Source organism: Pseudomonas sp. BN414 (assembly GCF_029871275.1).
GTDB classification, from domain to species: domain Bacteria; phylum Pseudomonadota; class Gammaproteobacteria; order Pseudomonadales; family Pseudomonadaceae; genus Metapseudomonas; species Metapseudomonas resinovorans_C.
Genome location: NZ_SSOL01000073.1, coordinates 82,979 through 99,128, shown reverse-complemented (window position 1 = coordinate 99,128; position 16,150 = coordinate 82,979). Strand labels below are relative to the sequence as shown.

The window sequence follows — 16,150 nt, the reverse complement described above, 5'->3', positions numbered from 1 at the left end:
GTCCCGAGGTGCGAGATGACTTTCTCCCAAGATTCCCTGGAACAACTGGCCGCCGGCCTTCGTAACGCTGAAGCCAGCGGCGAGGCCATCGGCCCGCTGCGCGAGTGCATCGGCGAAGACAACGGTGAGGCGGCCTACGCGATCCAGCGCCTGAACGTCGCCCACGGCATTGCGGCCGGGCGTCGCGTAGTCGGCCGCAAGATCGGCCTGACCAATCCCAAGGTGCAGGCCCAGCTGGGCGTGGACCAGCCGGACTTCGGCACCCTGTTCGCCGACATGAGCTACGGCGACAACGAAGTGGTGCCTTTCGGTCGCGTGTTGCAGCCGAAAATCGAGGCGGAGATCGCCCTGATCCTCGAGCGCGACCTGCCGCGCGCCGACACCGGTTTTGCCGATGTCCTGGCCGCGACTGGCTGGGTATTGCCGGCCCTGGAGATCGTCGGCAGCCGCGTGGCGGGTTGGAACATCCGTTTCGTCGACACCGTGGCGGACAACGCCTCCAGCGGCTGCTTCGTGCTCGGTGGTCCGGCGCGCCGACTCGACTCCCTCGACCTGCGCCAGGCCGCCATGCGCATGACCCGCAATGGCGAGCTGGTGTCCAGCGGCAGCGGTGCCGAATGCCTCGGCCACCCATTGAATGCCGCCGTGTGGTTGGCCCGCACCATGGCCCGCCTGGGCGAACCACTGAAGGCCGGCGACCTGATCCTGACCGGCGCGTTGGGCCCGATGTCCGCCGTGGCGGCTGGTGACCGCTTCGAAGCGATGATCGAAGGCATCGGCCAAGTGGCCGTCCAGTTCAGCGCCGACTGATAGCAGAGAGACCTTTCCCATGAGCAAGAAACTCAAAGTCGCCATCGTCGGCTCCGGCAACATCGGTACCGACCTGATGATCAAGGTGATGCGCTATGCGCAGCACTTGGAGATGGGTGCCATGGTCGGCATCGACCCGGCGTCCGACGGCCTGGCTCGTGCCGCGCGCCTGGGCGTCGCCACCACACATGAAGGCGTCGAAGGCCTGACCCGTCTGCGGGAGTTCGCCGAGATCGATTTCGTCTTCGATGCCACCAGCGCGGGCGCCCACGTGAAGAACGACGCCTTTCTGCGCAGCGTGAAACCGGGGATTCGCCTGATCGACCTGACCCCGGCGGCCATCGGCCCCTACTGCGTGCCGGTGGTGAACCTGGAGCAGAACCTCCAGCAGCTGAACGTGAACATGGTCACCTGCGGCGGCCAAGCGACCATCCCGATGGTGGCGGCGGTATCCCGCGTGGCCAAGGTGCACTACGCCGAGATCATCGCTTCCATCGCGTCGAAGTCGGCTGGCCCCGGCACCCGCGCCAATATCGACGAGTTCACCGAGACCACCTCGAAAGCCATCGAAGTGATCGGCGGGGCGGCCAAGGGCAAGGCCATCATCGTCATGAACCCGGCCGAGCCGCCGCTGATGATGCGCGACACGGTGTTCGTGCTCAGCGAGACGGCAGATCAGGCCAAGGTCGAGGCGAGCATCGAAGAAATGGCCGCCGCCGTTCAGGCCTATGTGCCGGGCTATCGCCTCAAGCAGAAGGTGCAGTTCGACGAAGTCCACGACCTGAACATACCCGGGCACGGTCGCTTCTCTGGGCTGAAGACCTCGGTCTTCCTCGAAGTCGAAGGCGCCGCCCACTACCTGCCGGCCTACGCCGGCAACCTCGACATCATGACTTCTGCCGCGCTGGCCACCGCCGAGCGCATGGCCCAGTCGATGCTGAAAGGCTGAGGAGACCGACTATGAACGGCAAGAAGCTCTACATCTCCGACGTGACCCTGCGCGACGGCAGCCACGCTATCCGCCACCAGTATTCGATTGAGCAGGTGCAGGCCATAGCCCGCGCCCTCGACCAAGCCAAGGTGGATGCCATCGAAGTCACTCACGGCGACGGCCTGCAAGGCTCGTCCTTCAACTACGGCTTCGGCGCCCACACCGACCTGGAGTGGATCGCGGCGGCGGCCGACGTGGTCGAGCATGCCCGTCTCACCGTGTTGCTGTTGCCGGGTATCGGCACTGTGCATGACCTGAAAGCGGCCTATGACGCCGGTGCCCGTAGCGTGCGCGTGGCGACCCACTGCACTGAGGCGGACGTGTCGAAGCAGCACATCGAGTATGCCCGCAGCCTCGGCATGGACACCGTTGGTTTCCTGATGATGAGCCACATGATTCCGGCCGAGCAGTTGGCCGCCCAGGGCACGTTGATGGAAAGTTACGGCGCCCAGTGCATCTACATGGCCGACTCCGGGGGCGCGATGAACATGCAGGACATTCGTGACCGCATGCGCGCCTTCAAGGCGGTGCTCAAGCCGGAGACCCAGACCGGCATGCACGCCCACCACAACCTGTCCCTCGGCGTGGCCAACTCCATCGTCGCAGTGGAGGAGGGCTGTGACCGCATCGACGCGAGCCTCGCCGGCATGGGTGCCGGGGCCGGCAATGCGCCGTTGGAAGTCTTTATCGCCGCCGCCGAACGCCTGGGCTGGAACCACGGCACCGACCTCTACCGGCTGATGGACGCCGCCGACGACCTGGTGCGACCGCTGCAGGACCGCCCGGTGCGGGTCGACCGCGAGACCCTCGGCCTCGGCTATGCCGGGGTGTATTCGAGCTTCCTGCGCCATGCCGAAGTGGCGGCGGCCAAGTACGGCCTGAAGACCCTCGACATCCTTGTCGAACTGGGCAAACGCCGGATGGTCGGTGGTCAGGAGGATATGATCGTCGACGTGGCGCTGGACCTACTGGCGCGCCGGGCCTGAGGGCGGCAGCAACCTGTGGGGGCGAATTCATTCGCTAAGCAGGCCGCAGGTCTGCCTGTCGAGGGGGTAGCTGCGCTGCCCTCAGCGATTGAAATCGCCCCCACAAAAACAACACCGCGACTCCCTACAAAAACAAATACGGGTGCCTTGAATCATGATCGAAACCACTGCCCACGACTCCCGTCGTGTCTACACCACCATTGGCCTCTGCTTCCTGGTAGCCCTGATGGAAGGCCTCGACCTGCAGGCCGCTGGCATCGCCGCGCAAGGCATGGCGGCCGCATTCGAACTGTCGAAGATGCAGATGGGCTGGGTCTTCAGCGCCGGCATCCTCGGACTGTTGCCCGGCGCCTTCGTCGGCGGCTGGCTGGCCGACCGTGTCGGCCGAAAGGCGGTGCTGATGGGCTCGGTGGCCCTGTTCGGATTGTTCTCTCTCATCACCGCCCAGGCGTGGAATCTTGAGAGTCTGGTGTTGGCGCGTCTACTCACTGGCGTGGGCCTGGGGGCAGCCTTGCCCAACCTGATCGCCCTGACGTCCGAAGTGGCCGGCGAACGACTGCGTGGCTCAGCAGTGAGCATGATGTACTGCGGTGTGCCCTTGGGTGCGGCCCTGGCCGCCTGCATTGGCATCGCTGGCTTCAATGGCGGCTGGCAATTGGTGTTTTACGTCGGTGGCGTGGTGCCGCTGTTGATTGTGCCGCTGCTGGGCTTCTACCTGCCCGAGTCTAGCCAGTTCCACCAGCGCAAGCTCGAGCAGGTGCACAGTGGCGTCTGGCATGGCCTGTTCCGCGCGGGCGCGGCCCGTTCGACCCTGCTGCTCTGGGTCAGCTACTTCTTCACCCTGATGGTGGTCTACATCCTGATCAACTGGTTGCCCAGCCTACTGGTGGGGCAGGGCTACAGCCCTAGCCAGGCCAGTTGGGTGATGCTCGCGCTGCAACTTGGCGCAGCGGTCGGCACCCTGGCACTGGGTGCCTTGCTTGACCGACTGCCGGCCTGGGCCATGGCCGCGCTGATCTACCTGGGCATCCTCACTTCCCTCGCCGCCCTGGGCCTGTCCCAGAGCTTTGGCGGCATGCTGGTTGCCGGTTTCGTGGCAGGGCTCTTTGCCACAGGAGGGCAGGGTGTGCTCTACGCAATGGCGCCGCAATTCTACGGTACCGAAGTACGAGCCACCGGCGTCGGCAGTGCCGTGGCCGTCGGACGCCTCGGCGCCATGAGCGGTCCGCTGGTGGCCGGAAAGATGCTGGCTCTGGGCACAGGGACAACCGGTGTGATGCTGGCGGCCGCTCCCGGAATCGTCATCGCAGGAGGGGTGGTTTTCTACCTCCTGAAGCGCAGTCAGACCACCCCGACACCAGCCTGACGCTCAGGCTTCAGGTTGAACGTGTATCACCTCGGTACAACAGGACAACAACAATGAACCGCAGAAACTTCATTTCTACAGCAGGTGTAATTCTCGGCGGATCGGCCGTATTGGGTGCGCTTCCAGTCTCGGCAGCCGGCGGTCCAGACGCCGGATCGTCACCATTCCGCTCGGGAGGTATCAATGCGAAGGCACGTCGAGTGGATGTCCATCATCATTTCGTTCCCACGTTCTGGGCGGAAGATCTTGCCAAAAACGGTGGTGATCCATCGGGATGGAAGATGCCGAAGTGGAGCCCGGAAACGGATATCGAGTTCATGGATGCGTTGGGTATCGACGTTGCCATGCTGTCCCTCACGGCCCCAGGAGTGGCCGGCTGGAAAGGGCAGGCGGCGAGAGACATGGCAAGGCGTGTCAACGAGTACGCTGCAGGATTGGGCCAGGACTATCAGGGGCGTTTCGGCAGCTTCGTGACGCTGCCGATGCAAGATATCGACGGAGCTATCAAGGAACTCGACTACTGCCTTGGGCGTTTGAAAGCTGACGGTGTGATCCTGCTTTCCAATTACGAGGGCAAACTGGTCGAAACATCGTTTCCACCGGTTCTACGACCGGCAGTTTCCAGACTCCAGCGGGTGAAACTGCTTATTTCGGCCAGGATCATGTTGACGAGCACACGGCCGGCAATCGCTTTAATTCTGGCGATAATCCTTCGGGTGCCTCTTCAACGGCTAAACAGAAAGTTTCTGTTATGCCTGTCGCGACCGTTTCTAAAGCCAAGTCGGCTAAGAAGGCTGTTCAGGTGCTTCGCAGTGGTGTCGCCGGGGCGGCTGTAATGGCTGCTCAGGCGGCTGTCATTTGGGCTGTTGATCAGATCCCGGATGCTGATTGGGACGGTTATCAGTTGACCAAGCAGACTCCGGGAACTGAGCCGAAACACCTCTGGGGTGTTCAGGGCTTTGTCGGGACCTGCTCGCGTCAAACTAGCGCGCAGGGCGCCCTTGACTGCTACGTGGCGTTTCAGAATGCCCAGCCTGGGAACAACTCAACCGGCTTCTTCTGGCGCAGCAATCACGTTGTGACGCATAGCCAGACCTCGGCGACGGGGTTTTACGATACCAAGACGCCTTCTACTGGCAGCTCTTGGAATACCCCTGCGGGTAGCATCGTCATTAACGGTTACGACGCTTGCACGGATAGCGCAGGTGTTGTCATCGCGTGTACTCCACCAGGTGCGAAGACGCCGTTCAACGATGCTGATTATCAGCAGTTAGAAAATGCGCTGGCCCAGGTGAATAACAGTGAGTGGCTCAGGGATCTTGTGAAGGCTTCGTGTGATGGCTCGACAAATCCAGAGGGCTGCTACAACGACTTGATTGCTCAGCGCAAGTTGCTTGGCCCTGGAATGCAAATGGGCCCCAAGTATTCGACCACTACCACTACGACTAATCCTGATGGCAGTACGTCTACCACGACGACGACTAGTCAGAATCGTTATGACTATTCGTATGGTGATGACTACTACGATTTCTCGACTACGACTAAGACTGATACCACCAAGGATGGTCAAACAAGCTCTACGGAAACCTCAGACGCTCAGCCGGAAGGCGAGGAACCTTCCGAAGAGCAGCAGCCGGAAGAGCAGGAGCCGGAATACACGTTCCAAGATTCTGAGCTTCCCGAAATAACCCCATTCTATGAGCAGAAGTATCCGGACGGTTTTGATGGCGTTTGGAATGATGCCAAGGCTGATTTCGAGAACAGCGAGTTCGTTTCCTTTATGCAGTCATTCGTGCCCAGCTTCTCGGGCACTTGCCCGAGCTGGTCGATGAACTTTGCAATAGGGGCGCTGGCGAACTTCGGAACCATTCCGTTTCAGAGCCTGTGTTACATCTTCGACTTCATCAAAGTCATCATGTTGGTAACAGCGGTATTCACCTGCCGCGCAATTATGTTTGGAGGCTGATATGGGCGGGATATTCCAGTTCTTTACGGCGGTGCTGGCGAAGATTTCCGCTGTCGCCAGTTGGCTTCTGGCCCTGGTGAAGCGCGTTTTCGACGATCTCTGGAACATCGTCACCGATGTCGCCTGCTGGGTGCTGGAAGGCGCTCTAGGCCTTGCCTCGTCGGCGCTATCGGCCATTGATGCGCCATTCAACCCGCAGACCTACTACGGACTGATTCCGCCCGAGGTCGGCAACATGCTCGGCGTGATCGGGGTTTCTCAGGCGCTGGCGATGATTATCGCGGCCTTGCTGGTCCGCTTCCTGCTGCAAACCATCCCGTTCGTGCGCTGGGGTTCCTGATCATGATTAACCTGTTGCTTGGCCAGCCTGGTGGCGGCAAGTCGTACGAATCGGTGGCGTTCCATGTCATGCCTGCGGTGGTGGAGCAGGGGAGGAAGGTCATCACCAACCTGCCCCTGCGCCTAGACATGTGGGAGCACTTCTTCCCGGGCTCGACCAAGCTCATCGAGATCCGCGGGAACTACCAGTTCGAGGGCAAGCTTTATCGTCCATTCAGCCGGCCTGATGACTACGGCGACACCTGGCGTAAGGATCTGGGCGACGGCAACGAGCTCGGTCCGCTCTACATCATTGACGAGTGCCACAAGTCGATTCCTCGCGTCGGTACGCCTGTCGCGGTTGAGGAGTGGTATGCCGAGCATCGTCATGAGGGCTGTGACGTCCTGCTGATCACTCAGTCCTACGGCAAGGTCAATCAGGCTATTCGCGACGCTGTACAGGTGGTCTATCGCTGCAAGAAGGCCACCGCGTTCGGCAGTAATGAGAAGTACATCAGGAAGGTTCAGGACGGCTTACGCGGTGAGGTCGTGAACACCTCGATTCGTGAATACGAGTCCAAGTATTTCCCGCTGTACAAGTCGCACACCAAAACCAATGGCGCGGTGCTCGAAGCAATGGCGAACGATATCGTTCCGCTGTGGAAGCGTTGGCCGTTCAAGGGCGCTGCTATCTGCGTCGTGCTTTTTCTTTCCATCGTGGCTTATCAGTTGCTCAAGGATGACAAGAAGAAACTGCCTCCAGCACCGGCGAAGCCGGTTCAGGTCGAGCATCACGAACAGTCTGTAACGCAACCGATGATGCCTTCCGCTGCGCCTGAGGACGTTGCCCAGCCTCGCGGCCCTGATCAGAAGATGCACCCGTACCAGGGCCTGTCGATGCACCTGCAGGCGCTGCTCAAGGGCAAGCGTTCGCGTAACGGCGTTGATGAGGATTTCCTGGGCGGCTACGTGACCATTGCTCAGAACGGCCAAGCCATCCGCCGTGTTTCCTTCGATGACCTGCGTACCGCTGGCTACGAAATCTCTTATGAGTCCGATACGGTGATTAGCTTGACGTACAAGGGCGTTGACGTCGGATTCGTCGTTGCCGATCTGCCGACTACTGGCCTTGCTTCGAAAGTGGCCACAGCCGGCGTGACGAACTGATCGGATCGGGAGGGCTCCCGCTTGCGGGAGGGACCCGATCCGGGAAGGCAGTCCGCCACCTGGAACAACTCAACGAACAACCCAATCGGTCGCCAGCTCGCCAACGCCGGTGCCAGATTTGCCCTGGTGGTCGTTACTGATAACCTCTGGCCATCATCAAGCGAGGGGTTTTCTCATGGGCATGCAGGACAGGGATTGGTATCGGCAGGAGCGCAGGGAGCAGCGCTATGAGGAACATCAGCGCAAGGTGGTCCAGCACTTGGACTCATCGGAGCTGTCGTAGATTTTAAAAAGATGGACCTTGCTAACTATCGGTAAAATAAAGAAGTATTCTTTAAAAAACGGACCTTCCTGACAGTAAACGAAGCAGAGTCCGATTTTTAAAAGTGAAAAAGGTGTTGAGCGACTAGGCATTTGGGTAGGGCGCAGCAGCCCTGCCTTGGTACCTCCACTTTCCTTCAGCCGCTCAGCAAGGCCAGTCAGGGGCACTTCGGCGGTCCCGTATAAGTACGGCCTTTAGATGGAAATCGGTGCGCGGACGATGGATTTGAAAGGATTCCGTTCTGCGAATGCGCATCGCTGCCCGGTGGCTCGGCTACGGCAATTGCCGCAGCCTCCTGTTACTGTCCAGCAGAGGAGGGGGGCTTCTGGCCGTTCATACGGCCGAGGTTGAGGGGGCCGGAAGCGTCGTCAGTCTTGGGCGGCGTTCGCAAGGGAAGACTCGAGGTCGAGGCTGCCGACCTCAAGTGGCGCGAATTTATTGCAACCAGGAGTTTACGGTTTCGGCGCCGTGCTCAGCCTTCCAAGCGTTCAAAATTTTGTGATTTCCGCCCTTGGTTTCGACGACTTCGTTCGTGTGCGGATTCCTATAGCGTTTGAGCACACGTTGACGGCGTTTGTCTTGACGTGGGGTCAGCATCCGCGGCGTTTGAGGATCCAGGATGCTGATCACCGTCTTCAGGTTGAATCCATACTCTTCCAATAGTGAGTTGAGTTTTTGCTCGAACTCTATTTCTCTCTTCAGTTCTTTATCGTCTTTAAGGGTGTTCAGGGCCGCAAGTTGTTCTGCGAGTTGCGCTTCCAAACGTTTGAATTCTGCCAGCTTGCTCATGGATTGACCTATTGGTTGGTGCTCGAGAGAACTATTGGTTCCACGGATAATGTACAAGATAGCGGCGGCGACTGGAACTTAATCAATCAGGGTCCTGCTGACAGCCAACCTAATTAGCTGTGGAAAATCGACTGCTCAGGGTAGGTTTGGCCACGGAACCCAGCACAGCGCCGCCTTCGAGTTTCATTAGACGCGTTGCGAGAGGTGATCCAGGGCACGGGCGCCTGAGGGTCTCCATTCAGTTTCAGTTTCGCAGGTAAGTAGTGCCAAGGAAGATATCTCCTTGTAATTACAAAATAATAAATTATCGCAAAAATGAATAGCGTTGAGCACGACCTGCACTAGAGTGCAAAAATGGAGGCGACGTAATAAGGAGGGCGTAATGCGCACAGTATACGTAAAAAAGGTCTAGTCGTAGTCGCGCGTGGAGGAGTTTGCATTATAGAGGAGGTGTTTGCAGACATGACCTGTTTGGTTGTGTCAGAAAAAAACAAAGAAAGAATTAGAGTGTCAGTGGACGAGATGGAGTTCATTCCGGCTAGAAATGAGGATGGACATGCCGCAATACCGCTTGACGTTGAGGAGTTTGTCAATAACGCCTCCATCGAAGATTTGGAGGTGGCCCAGGAACGCTTTAGGGTTCTGCGTGATTATCTGGCGAAAGAATGCACGTTGAGCGAGGCCATGGCGGTGCTTCAAGTCTCTCGATCCCATTTTCATGCGCTGCGCCGGCGATACGATGAGACAGCGGGATATTATGCTTTTATAAGATTCAAGAGAGGGATTAAAAAGTCGTCACGGCGCTTGTCAGAAACGCTTGAAGGGTACATACAAAGCAGTATAGACAAGGTTTATTCGGGTAAGGCCGCCACGATTAAAGAGGTGTGGCGCGATGTCGAAAAAAAATGCATAAAAAGTGGCTATCCAATCCCCTCGTACACTGTCGTGCGGTCGAGGGTGAAGTCGCGCAGTGAGAAGGAGATTTTCCAAAAGAAACATGGTGCAGAGGCAGCGTCACAAACTTATGGGGCCAAGCCGGGACACCAGGTGGTCAATTATCCTTTAGAAAAAGTCCAAATGGACCATACCATGGTGGATGTCATTTTGGTCGATGACCAACGAAGGCTGCCACTAGGAAGGCCATGGTTGACGGTGATCATCGACCTGTATACGAGAGTTATACTTGGCTATTATTTAAGTCTGCATCATCCGTCAACACTATCGGTCGCCTGCGCTGTAGCCAATGCAGCGTTGCCCAAGCATATATTTCTCAAATCGCTAGGCATCGATTCCTCAAAGTATCCTTTTTATGGCGTGCCAGAAATCATCCAAATGGATAATGCGAAGGAATTCAAAACTCCAAAATTTCAGCGTGCCTGCAAAAAGAATCGGATAAAACCTGAATGGCGGCCGTATGGGAGAAAGCACTATGGTGGCCATGTTGAACGATTAATCGGCACGTTGATGACGACAAAGGTGCATTTTTTGCCGGGTGCGACATTTTCCAATGTGCTTGCGCGCCGAGGGTATGATAGTGAGAAAAAATCGGCCCTGACATTTAAGGAATTTACGAAATGGTTTGCGCGAGAAGTATGCATCTATCATGGTCGACATCATGCGGCTCTTGGGTGTTCACCGGCTAGCCAGTGGAAGTCGTATTTCGACAAGGACAGCGGGAGGCCTGTGTGTCCGCCAATTGTCTCGAACAGCTTTGCATTTAAGCTGGACTTTATGCCCGAGGAAAACAGGGTAATTGGGCCGCAAGGCATAAAATTGCACGGCAGCGTCTATTGGGATAGTTCGATTGCTCCTTACGTAGGTCGAAAGAATGTTCCCATCAAATATGACCCTTTTTCGATGGGGAAGATTTGGGCGTGGGTAGATGACCAGTATATTCCAGTCCACTTTTCCAATGTCACCAGGCCGGATTTTACGTATGAGGAATACCGGGCTGGAAAACTGCAGCGCCGGGGGCGAAAAATTACAAAGCCTGGCGGGCTTGAGGATGAAAGTCTAATCGCCCTGGACGAGGACAATGTGGCGCTTGTAAACGATAGCATCAAGCTTACGAAACGTGCGCGTAAGAAGCTCGCGGCGCAGGCCGAATATCGAAACTCGCAGATCTGTGAGGAGCAGGAAGTTTTTGACAGGCGTGGGGTAGATGACTCCCAGCGGCCAGACTATTCAAAAAGGGCGGTTCCCATCCGGCGAGGTTCTGCAAATGGCTAATGGATGTCATCTGTTACCCGAAGCTCGAAAAGTGATTGATTTGACGGCAAGCCGGCGAATCGCTTTTATACAAGATGATAGTTTATGGATCGAATACCCGCAGTCACAAAAGGTGCTCCGAATCGTCGAGAATATGCTGGCGGTGCCAGACCGCAGACAAGCTCCTTGCCTGTTGGTCAAGGGTGAAGGAGGGACCGGGAAGTCGAGTATTATTCGACAAATAAAGTCGAATCATGCGCTGCGCGCCAAGTTGGTTTTTTTGGATCTTAATGTAAATCCGTTCGGTTTGAAATTTACGGAATTAATTGCCGAGGCACTTGGCGTCCCGCTGGACGTCTTCCGCAATTCGCGGCGTAAGCCTTCTGACCTGCCGGTCGAATTAGTGCAGGTTCTTAAGATTAGAGGCATAAAAGGGTTTGTGATAGACGAGTTGCATGATGCGATGTTGGTGGGGCGTGTCGATCAGATGCGGCATTTGTCGCTCTTGAAAGGGCTGACCAATGATCCACTTGGCTTGTCGATAATTGGATTCGGGACTTCCGCAGTGAGCAATGCCATTGGCGTAGATCCGCAATTCAAGCGCAGGTTCTTGGAAGTCGAGTTGGAAGACTGGGCAGAAACGGAAGATTTCCGTTCTTTTTTGGCCGGCTTTGAAGAGTTGCTGCCGTTGAAGCACCCCTCCCAGATAGATGATGAAGAGACTGTCGGTTTCCTCTTGGAAACGACCGGTGGAAGGATGGATGAAGTGGTGAAGCTTCTTCGTGCTGCTGCTTGTTACGCCGTTGTGGGTGGTGAGGAGAAGATCACCAAGAAGCTGTTGAGCAAGGCATTCGCCGACCCCTGGGGCTACTAGCGCCACTGTGCGCGGCAGGAGTGAGGGAGATGAAATTTAGGAACTTCCTCCGTGTCCAACAAGACGAGTGCCTATCGTCGTGGGTGTACCGGTGCAGTCAGTCTAAAAAGGGACAAAAATTTAAGATTTTGAGCGATGCATATATCGGCTCGGATCCTGACTTTGATCTGGTTGCGCCATTCTTTACGCCTGATATCGCTTCGTTGGGTTTGGATGTGGCCCTCTTCCAACGGTGTTTTCAAGCGCGCTCCGAATGGGTCTTGCCCTGGGCTGAGCGCGTAGTCTATTGCCCGGCCTGCTTTCATGAAGATATTGCCGCTGGTTGGTTGCCTTATTGGCGAAAAGGCTGGTGCTATCTCCATGCACCGATATGCATAAAACACCGAAGACTATTGGCCGTTGCCGAGCGCTACAATCCTTTTGTCGACAAGGCCTGGATTGCTTTTGCTGAGGACTGTGTGTCGCCCCATGACCCGGATACCCGGTGCCGGCTGCCGTGGAGGCATCCTCCCGTTTCGAAGGAGGTTGTTTATTTGGCAGCCAAAGCTCAGCGTTTTTTGCATGCTGCGCATGCGTACGCAACGGTCCGGTTAATCGACGGCGTTACGCTCAGTAGCGCAGAGGTTCTCAAGGTCAGTAGATTTCTGTTGGAGTATTTTCTCTTTCCCAGACTTCGCCCACCGAAAGGCGATGGTGTTGCCCGAGGCATGCAGCACAGTGTGGGGCGGATAGGTGAGCGGATGACACGTGAGCAGGCGAAAGCTGTTGGCTGCTCAGACTCTGATGTTTTCTCTCGGATGACGGCGCTGATTCTCGTGGGTTGTGTCTTCGGGATAGTTTCGGCGGCGCTCTTCCAGTCGGTAGCCCGATCGCTGGCACTCACCATCTACTTGGAACGAGGGGGTGCCTATGAAATTGGCTGTCATGGCTTTACGTTTCTGACCATGAAAGAGCATCGGGAGGCCGTGCAGTTCTTTGAGAACTTGTCTGATGTAATGAAATCGCGATTGTCGTGTTTCATGCGCGGACTAAAAGATTATCGATACAAAATGGGTTCTTATTAGGGGGTTCCGACCCGGCTGGACTGAGGCTGGAAAACTTACAGTTCAAGCTACCCGCGGCCCAATCGTGGACTACCCAGGCGACGTTTTCCGGGGTTGCCTGTAGACGTGGGCAAGCCGAGATAAGGGGAAAATTAGGACATTCGTTCTGGAAGACAATGAATTATAAGGACATTTATTGAGCCGATTGGCTGGGCGTCCGCATTCTCGCCCAGCGTCTCTGCTTTGGGCATTGCCTCGCATGCTGACCACCTGGTGCACCTCGCAGCGAGAGGATTGAAGACCTCGGACTGCGCCGCTGCGAACTGGATGGATCACTCCGGATTGACTGCAATCCCAACACCCAACAACGTTCCGAGAGACGCTGTGTGTCACGTCTTCGTTTGAAGTTCATAGATCTAGTTTTCCCCGCCCGCCTTAGCCTCGCTGCCCCGACCTCTGGCGGCCCCAATTCAGGGGATGAGGGATGCTGGTTTAAGAAGACACGCATTGGGATCTGGATTGGAAATCGATGGCGGAGGGTAACGGAATACAGTGGGCCCACGAACAATCCATCGGTTAAGTGTCTACCCCCTACCCGATGCCTCTGGTAGTGAAATTAGGGGTGGTAACTCCACATCCCTTGAATCCTGTGATGTCTGCAGCCTTGGGAGCCGCCTTGCGTTGCCAACTTGGTGTCAATGATGGAGAGCTAACTATGTCGATCATGTGCTTAAGCTTCGAAGTGCACCGCACCCAAGTGCAGGCTGGAGCTGGACTTAAAGGCCGGCCTCGGCCTGCTTGCTATGTCTATTTTGGAACAGCTGAGTGATGTCTTGCGTGGTTGGCGGGGCAGCCACCGTCATAGGTTTCAACTTGGACGTAATGGGGGCGCCCATGACGATGTGATTGACGAACATTCGACGCTCATTGCAGGGCTCGTCAGCTTTCTCCCAAGCGTGGTTGAAGGCGGTAAGCACGATATAGCTATAGCCCACTTTGCAAGATGCTCGGTAGGTGCGCTCCTGCTCCTTCCAAAAGTCGGATTTCTGAAGGCTGCGGACGTCCGATGGCGTCCAACCTTCCTGGGTCGTCCGATCAGCCCAGTATTCGCTGACGCAATTTTGGATGTTGCTTTCGCTGGCCTGCATGGCCGACTGAAATGCTGACTGCCAGTCGGCATATGCCGGTGTAGGGCATCTCAGGTCTTCAGCATATTTGGCCAACCCTTCTTGGTAGTTTCGCGCCAGTAACGCATCCAGGGCGGCGCTGGGTGCCCGGGCTTGCTTGGTGGCCTCAGCCTGCAATTGGGATAGCGTGGTCTTTGCCAGGTCGACCGGTTGCAGCTCTAAGGACTTCAGCTTTTGTGCAATGGAGTTTGCTTCAGCTTCTTCGAAGACATTCAGGGTGTAGGTGCTACCCGACCTATTCAGGATCTGAACGACGCTGCTGGGCAATGCCAGATCGCCCAGTAGGCTCTGTAGCTTCAGTCCATAGTGCTGAGTTTGAAGCATGGAGAGGGCGGACTCAGCCGTTTTGGCCTCGGCAACTGCCTTCCCGGCTCGACGCGTCGCATCACGCGCTGACTTCTCAGCAACTACCACCTTCTGGTTAAGCGTCGCGACTTGACCTTCGATGGCAGATCTCTGATCGGCCAACTCTTTGTTTCTTGCTTCCCCCGCCGCCAAGGTTTCGGTCTGCTTATCCATCTGCTGTTGAAGTTTCCGTTGCTCGATCTGCAGGCGGGCGAGATCCTCGGAGACAAGCTCCTTCTGGAAGACTGGGCGGACGGTATAGATGTACCCATAAACCACGACCACCAACATGAACACCTGGGATACGTTTGCGACAATCCCTGCATACGACATCGCCTTCTCAAGTCGTGAGGAACTGCCAGTGGGCTTCGCAGGCTGCCTCACGTTTGCGCTGGAGCGCTGTTTTCCGAGAAATCGTACGTATCGATTACGAGCTGCCACTGTGTTTCCTAATGGGTGAACATGACTGATGGTTGACGTTTACGCGCGGCGGGCGAATGGTACGAAAATTCGCGGCCGTAAACTGATGTTTCGGTATGGCACAGTGATATCGGTCTGCGCTCCGCATCGCCTGGTCAGTCCGGCGGGTCTGAAGTGATTGCTGCATTTGCCGTGAGGGGCTTCTGGTCAAACAATGGTTATGGTGTTGATGCAGCCAAAGTTTTTGGTGGGCTGCATCGGCGCATCGGACTGGATCACGAAGGGGTGATGTTACGCCGAGGTACCGCTTTCCCATTTTGGCAATGAAACGAAGTGAATCGTTTTGCCCCCGTCTGACCTCAGATCTGCGCTGGCCCGGCGCGAAAACCAGTACACCCAGTGAGCCTGGAGAGGGCCTACGGTAGGTTGCCAGGTATCTGCAACAGGGCTTGGTGCAGGCTCTTCCCTCATCATCAGTGGGAACCAAAGCTGCGGCGGCAGTGGAAGCCGACTATAACGGCAGGCCATCACAAATACCGGCCAATGGCCTAGGCGTACAGTAGACAGGCCAGTGTAGTGCCCCTCCTCAGAACATTCCCTCACCAGAATATTTCTGGCTGCAGCGCCGTCAGCTGTGATGGGTATGTCACACAGCGCTAAGCCGTGCGAGGGATCACCGCGATACAGGACAGCCTCAGTGTCAGGCCCGGGCATCCAGAGCTGGTGATTGCAATGTTTCATTTCGCTTCGTACGAATCGAGCGAAGTGTTCGCTAGCCTCGGTTTCGCCACCCAAGGTGGCCCAAAGCAGCATGATCGGAATGAGAGCGCTGCCCTTTGTATGCTGCACCCGATACTCTTCAGTCCTGGCCTGGGGATGCCTTATCAGCTCCTGGTAGCTGCTGTGGATGGTAGGATACCGATGGTGCTTGGTGAAGTTGAAGTGGTAATAGCTCAGAAGCTCACCGCAGTATTCCTGCACAGCCAGTTTCACCAGTGATGGTTTCTGCCGCTGGGGAAGACCTCGACATGGGCAGTAGGTCAATGCGATCCGATCGCCATTTTGTCTACCGTTCGAGGACTGAAGACTACGCCTCAGCGGTCTAGCGCTTGCGGGGTATACCTGCATAGCTATCGTAAATACGGCGCTGGGCGATGGAGCGGAACGCCGGCGAAGGTGACCTCGGGAGGACTCCATATGCTCACGATTGACAGTCCTACGCTGCGTGCTCTCGCATCTCTCGGTGTTCCAGGAATCGCCGTTGGCCTCTTCTACTACGCACTAACCCCATGGGTAGAACCAGGATCAATCAAAGTCTCTCCTGAGTGGGGTGGTCCAATCGTCCTTCTCATTGTGCT

Annotated in this window: 13 protein-coding genes; 11 read left to right on the top strand and 2 right to left on the bottom strand. The window is 56.7% G+C overall.

Features of this window, described 5'->3' with window-relative positions; all coding sequences use genetic code 11:
* Positions 1 to 15 precede the first annotated feature (15 nt).
* The 8 genes from mhpD (at position 16) to E8E95_RS20410 (ending at position 7,604) form a co-directional block, all read left to right on the top strand.
* Complete coding sequence (gene mhpD / locus E8E95_RS20445; RefSeq protein WP_280353417.1) at positions 16 to 810, top strand: 2-keto-4-pentenoate hydratase; 795 nt, start codon at positions 16 to 18, stop codon at positions 808 to 810.
* 19 nt (positions 811 to 829) lie between these two features.
* Positions 830 to 1,759 (top strand): acetaldehyde dehydrogenase (acetylating), encoded by a 930-nt coding sequence (locus tag E8E95_RS20440; RefSeq protein ID WP_280353416.1) that lies wholly within the window; start codon positions 830 to 832, stop codon positions 1,757 to 1,759.
* 11 nt (positions 1,760 to 1,770) lie between these two features.
* Entirely contained in the window at positions 1,771 to 2,787 is a 1,017-nt protein-coding gene (gene dmpG, locus E8E95_RS20435) for a 4-hydroxy-2-oxovalerate aldolase (RefSeq protein WP_280353414.1), read from the top strand.
* Positions 2,788 to 2,941: 154 nt separating this feature from the next.
* A complete protein-coding gene (gene mhpT, locus E8E95_RS20430) occupies positions 2,942 to 4,153 on the top strand; it encodes a 3-(3-hydroxy-phenyl)propionate transporter MhpT (protein WP_280353411.1) in 1,212 nt (403 codons plus the stop codon).
* Between the two features lie 53 nt (positions 4,154 to 4,206).
* Positions 4,207 to 4,989 carry an amidohydrolase family protein gene (locus E8E95_RS20425; RefSeq protein ID WP_280353409.1) on the top strand — a complete coding sequence of 261 codons (783 nt, stop codon included), beginning with the start codon at positions 4,207 to 4,209 and terminating at the stop codon, positions 4,987 to 4,989.
* A complete protein-coding gene (locus E8E95_RS20420) occupies positions 4,905 to 6,119 on the top strand; it encodes a hypothetical protein (RefSeq protein ID WP_280353407.1) in 1,215 nt (404 codons plus the stop codon). The genes E8E95_RS20425 and E8E95_RS20420 overlap by 85 nt, the downstream gene beginning before the upstream one ends.
* 1 nt (position 6,120) lies before the next feature.
* Complete coding sequence (locus E8E95_RS20415) at positions 6,121 to 6,459, top strand: DUF2523 family protein (protein ID WP_280353404.1); 339 nt, start codon at positions 6,121 to 6,123, stop codon at positions 6,457 to 6,459.
* Between the two features lie 2 nt (positions 6,460 to 6,461).
* The gene (locus E8E95_RS20410) at positions 6,462 to 7,604 is read left to right on the top strand and encodes a zonular occludens toxin domain-containing protein (protein ID WP_280353400.1); all 1,143 of its coding nucleotides are present in this window, start codon (positions 6,462 to 6,464) and stop codon (positions 7,602 to 7,604) included.
* Positions 7,605 to 8,361: 757 nt separating this feature from the next.
* Here E8E95_RS20410 and E8E95_RS20405 read toward each other — a convergent pair.
* Positions 8,362 to 8,715 (bottom strand): histone-like nucleoid-structuring protein, MvaT/MvaU family, encoded by a 354-nt coding sequence (locus E8E95_RS20405; protein ID WP_280353398.1) that lies wholly within the window; start codon positions 8,713 to 8,715, stop codon positions 8,362 to 8,364.
* A 462-nt stretch (positions 8,716 to 9,177) separates the two neighbouring features.
* On the opposite strand from E8E95_RS20405, the gene E8E95_RS20400 reads away from it, so the two are divergent.
* From E8E95_RS20400 to E8E95_RS20390, 3 genes are read left to right on the top strand one after another with little or no spacing between them, the layout of a single operon-like run.
* Positions 9,178 to 10,944, top strand: a complete 1,767-nt coding sequence (locus E8E95_RS20400; RefSeq protein ID WP_280353395.1) for a Mu transposase C-terminal domain-containing protein — start codon at positions 9,178 to 9,180, stop codon at positions 10,942 to 10,944.
* On the top strand, positions 10,937 to 11,797 hold the full coding sequence (locus tag E8E95_RS20395; protein ID WP_280353392.1) for a TniB family NTP-binding protein: 861 nt from the start codon (positions 10,937 to 10,939) through the stop codon (positions 11,795 to 11,797). The genes E8E95_RS20400 and E8E95_RS20395 overlap by 8 nt, the downstream gene beginning before the upstream one ends.
* A gap of 29 nt (positions 11,798 to 11,826) precedes the next feature.
* Positions 11,827 to 12,861: a hypothetical protein gene (locus E8E95_RS20390; RefSeq protein WP_280353390.1), complete on the top strand. Its 1,035-nt coding sequence runs from the start codon at positions 11,827 to 11,829 to the stop codon at positions 12,859 to 12,861.
* Between the two features lie 755 nt (positions 12,862 to 13,616).
* Here E8E95_RS20390 and E8E95_RS20385 read toward each other — a convergent pair.
* Entirely contained in the window at positions 13,617 to 14,705 is a 1,089-nt protein-coding gene (locus E8E95_RS20385) for a hypothetical protein (protein ID WP_280353387.1), read from the bottom strand.
* Positions 14,706 to 16,150 lie beyond the last annotated feature (1,445 nt).